Here is a 2,700-nt window from a genome sequence, read left to right as displayed (position 1 = left end):
CGCACAGTGGACCTCGGGTGCCTGCGGGCTCCCGGTCTTCCCTGCGCCCTCTTTCCATTGAGGGTAACGCAAGAGAGCAAAGCTCGGGCGAGATGCGCCGCGAGGATGCGAAACTGTGTCTCTACGTCAAAAGCGGACACCGGATGCGACCGCGAGCTCCATCACCGTCACCCTGAGGTGTGCGTCCTGCGACGCGACAGCGTCGCACGACGCGCCTCGAAGGGCGACGGCCCGGCTGCATCTGGACCGTTCATCCTTCGAGGCTCAGCTTGCGATGCGTGCGCATCACAAGCTTCGCACCTCAGGATGACGGAGCTGATGTCAGCGACGAGATTAAACCGGCTTGCCCGTATACGGCATCGACGCGGTGAGGCCGCCATCCACCGGGAACGCCTGGCCGTTCACATAAGACGCCTCGTCGCTGGCCAGGAACAGTCCCATCGCCGCGAGCTCGTGCGGCTGGCCGGGGCGCTTGAGCGGATTGAGCTGGCCGATCTTGTCCTGGGTGCCGCGCTCCTTGGCGCGGTCGAAGATCGGCTTGGTCATGCCGGTTTCGATCAGGCCCGGGCAGACCGCATTGATGCGCACGCCGGTGCCGGTGAGCGAATAGGCGGTGGTTTGCACCAGGCTGATCACGCCGGCCTTGCTCGCGGCATAGGGATGTCCGCTGGCGCCGGCCTTGAGACCCGCGACGGACGCGGTCAGCACGATCGCGCCCGACTGCTGCTTGATCATGTGCGGCATGGCATACTTCACCGCGAGGAACGGCCCGATCAGATTGATGCGCAGGATCTCCTGCCAGTGCTCGACGGTCTGCTCGGGAATCGGAACGAGGCCGCCGGAGATGCCGGCATTGGCCCAGATCACGTCGAGCCGGCCGTGCGTTTTCACCGCCTTGTCGATCACGGCGATGACGTCGTTTTCGGAGCCGGCATCCGCGATCATGGCTTCCGCAACACCGCCGGCCTTCTTCACCTCGTCGACGGTCTCCTTCACCGCCTCGGTGCGATCGACCGCGATCAGCTTGGCGCCTTCCCGGGTGAACAGCAGCGAAGCCGCGCGGCCGATGCCGCTGCCGGCGCCGGTGATGATGACGGATTTGCCTTGCAGGCGGCCCATGCGTTTCTCCCTTTTGCTCGCGCGCGACGCTTGCCGCGCGACGGAATTTCAAACAAGATTTCAAACGGTAAAGTGTCTTGAGACACGTTCGCTACTGACGTACAGCGACATCAGACGTGATGGAAGGGTTTCGATGGCGGGTGCAGACAAGCCGAATGTGGTCGTCACGCGATGGTGGTGGGTCCGGCACGCGCCGGTGCGCAACGACGGCGGCAACATCTATGGGCAGAGCGATATCGCCTGCGACACCAGCGACACCTACGTGTTCAATGCCGTTGCCAAGGTGCTGCCGCGCAAGGCCGTCTGGTATTCGAGCAACCTGATGCGCACGCACCAGACCGCGGAGGCGATCTGGGCGGCCGGCTTCCCCAAGCCTGCGTCGATGACATGGGAAGCGGATCTCGCGGAGCAGAATCTCGGCCGCTGGCAGGGCATGAACCGCGCCCAGTTCATCGCCAGCCGTCCCGTCGGATCGAGCTGGTTCGCCGACATCAACGAGCCCGCGCCCGGCGGCGAAAGCTTCATGGACCTCTACAACCGTACGCGCCGCACCATTGAGCGGATCAACAATGAGGCGGCCGGGCAGGACATCATCGCCGTCGCGCATGGCGGCACGATCAAGGCGGCGCTGGGACTCGCGCTCGATGGCCAGCTGGAGAAGGCGCTGTCGTTCGACATCGACAATTGCTCGATCACCCGGCTCGACCATTTTGCGAGCCCCGAGCGCACGCTCTGGCGATTGCCGATGGTCAACCAGCAGCCGTGGATCGCGGATGCTGCTCACGCGGCGATGCATCAGCCCGCGGGACCGGAAGTCAAGAAGCTGGCGTGAGTAGGTCGTCATTCCGGGACGGTCCGTTAGGACCGGACCCGGAATCTCGAGATTCCGGGTTCGCTGCTTCGCATCGCCCCGGAATGACATCAACACCAAGATCAAATTCTGGGAGAGACACATGACCTTGTTCGACATGAAGGGAAAAGTCGCCGTCATCACGGGATCGACGCGCGGCATCGGGCTCGCGATCGCCGAGCGCATGGCCGAGCACGGCGCCAAGGTCGTGATCTCCTCGCGCAAGGCCGACGTCTGCGAGCAGGTCGCCAAGGGGATCAACGACAAGTTCGGCAAGGGGACCGCGGTCGCGGTCGCCGCCAACATCTCGTCGAAGGAGAACCTGCAAAACCTCGTCGACGAGAGCAACCGCGCCTTCGGCAAGATCGACGTGCTGGTCTGCAACGCCGCCTCGAACCCGTATTACGGCCCGCTCGCCGGCATCTCCGACGATCAGTTCAGGAAGATCCTCGACAACAACATCGTCGCCAACAACTGGCTGATCTCGATGGTGGTGCCGCAGATGATCGAGCGCAAGGACGGCTCCGTCATCATCGTGTCCTCGATCGGTGGCCTCAAGGGCTCGACCATCCTCGGCGCCTACGCGATTTCCAAGGCCGCCGACATGCAGCTCGCGCGCAACCTCGCCTGCGAATACGGCCCGCACAACATCCGCGTGAACTGCATCGCGCCCGGCCTGATCAAGACCGATTTCGCCAAGGCGCTGTGGGATAATCCGGAGAACCTGAAAG

The 2,700-nt window shown here is 63.9% G+C and carries 3 protein-coding genes; 2 read left to right on the top strand and 1 reads right to left on the bottom strand.

Translation table 11 applies throughout. From position 1 onward, the window contains the following. Nucleotides 1–333: 333 nt before the first annotated feature. Nucleotides 334–1,119: an SDR family oxidoreductase gene (locus JHD07_RS34830; RefSeq protein WP_291630421.1), complete on the bottom strand. Its 786-nt coding sequence runs from the start codon at nucleotides 1,117–1,119 to the stop codon at nucleotides 334–336. Nucleotides 1,120–1,252: 133 nt separating this feature from the next. Between JHD07_RS34830 and JHD07_RS34825 the strand changes: the two genes are divergently transcribed. Both JHD07_RS34825 and JHD07_RS34820 read left to right on the top strand, forming a co-directional pair. Beyond that, on the top strand, nucleotides 1,253–1,951 hold the full coding sequence (locus JHD07_RS34825; RefSeq protein ID WP_291630418.1) for a histidine phosphatase family protein: 699 nt from the start codon (nucleotides 1,253–1,255) through the stop codon (nucleotides 1,949–1,951). 121 nt (nucleotides 1,952–2,072) lie between these two features. Continuing rightward, nucleotides 2,073–2,700: SDR family NAD(P)-dependent oxidoreductase (locus JHD07_RS34820; RefSeq protein WP_291630417.1), on the top strand; the 628-nt coding region annotated here is incomplete at its 3' end.

Origin of the sequence: Bradyrhizobium sp., from assembly GCF_016462955.1 — a bacterium.
Taxonomy (GTDB): domain Bacteria; phylum Pseudomonadota; class Alphaproteobacteria; order Rhizobiales; family Xanthobacteraceae; genus Bradyrhizobium.
The sequence above is the reverse complement of the archived record's forward strand: the minus strand, read 5'-3'. Positions and strand labels throughout refer to the sequence as shown.

Coding starts and splice junctions, on each gene's coding strand:
- JHD07_RS34830 (WP_291630421.1), bottom strand. CDS start 1,119: ATGGGCCGCCTGCAAGGCAAATCCGTCATCATCACCGGCGCCGGCAGC.
- JHD07_RS34825 (WP_291630418.1), top strand. CDS start 1,253: ATGGCGGGTGCAGACAAGCCGAATGTGGTCGTCACGCGATGGTGGTGG.